This is a genomic window from Marseilla massiliensis, from assembly GCF_016899855.1.
Lineage (GTDB): Bacteria > Bacteroidota > Bacteroidia > Bacteroidales > Bacteroidaceae > Prevotella.
In genome coordinates this window covers 1-665 of record NZ_JACJJG010000232.1, presented here as the reverse complement: position 1 = coordinate 665, position 665 = coordinate 1, and the positions used below count along the sequence as shown (strand labels likewise).

The following is a 665-nucleotide window of genomic DNA, read 5'->3' as shown; positions in this document are numbered from 1 at the left end:
CCTTGCCAAGGTGGCGAGCAAGTACGGCAAGCGTTACAAAGGGTATGAAGGCGTGTGCATGATAGATACCGAGGCTAAGCGTGTGAAGGCTCTTGAAGGTCTCGCTATTGGCGATGTGTGGGGCATAGGGCGGCGTAACGTGCGTAAGATGGAGTTTTGCGGTGTAAAAACGGCGCTTGATTTCACGTTGCGTAGCGAGAGCTGGGTTCGTCGTATGTTTTCCGTTACCGGCGTAAGGACATGGAAAGAGCTGCAAGGCGTAAGTTGTATCGATATAGGTGAGCTGCCTCAAAAGAAGAGCATATGCACAAGCCGTAGCTTTGCCGACCGTGGCTTGCGTGAGATTGGCAAGGTAGAAGAGGCGGTTGCAAACTTCGCTTCCTCGTGTTCACGTAAGTTGAAAGAACAGAAGAGCTGTTGCAGGGCGATAACAGCGTTTGTTTATACAAGCCGTTTCAATACTTCCGAACCGTATCATGCCATTAACCGAACGGTGACTTTGCCCGTAGCGACTAACGATTTGCGTGAAATCGTGTCTTCAGCCGTTGCCGCACTGCGCTCGGAATGGCGTGGCGACGGGATTTATTCATACAAGAAGGCAGGTGTGATAGTTTGGAACATCTGTCCCGATACAGCCGTACAAACCGACCTTTTCGATCCCGTCG

The 665-nt window shown here is 51.3% G+C and carries 1 protein-coding gene; it reads left to right on the top strand.

Features of this window, described 5'->3' with window-relative positions; genetic code table 11:
* On the top strand, window positions 1-665 hold a 665-nt coding region (locus tag H6A34_RS14540; RefSeq protein ID WP_477396696.1), incomplete at both ends, for a DinB/UmuC family translesion DNA polymerase.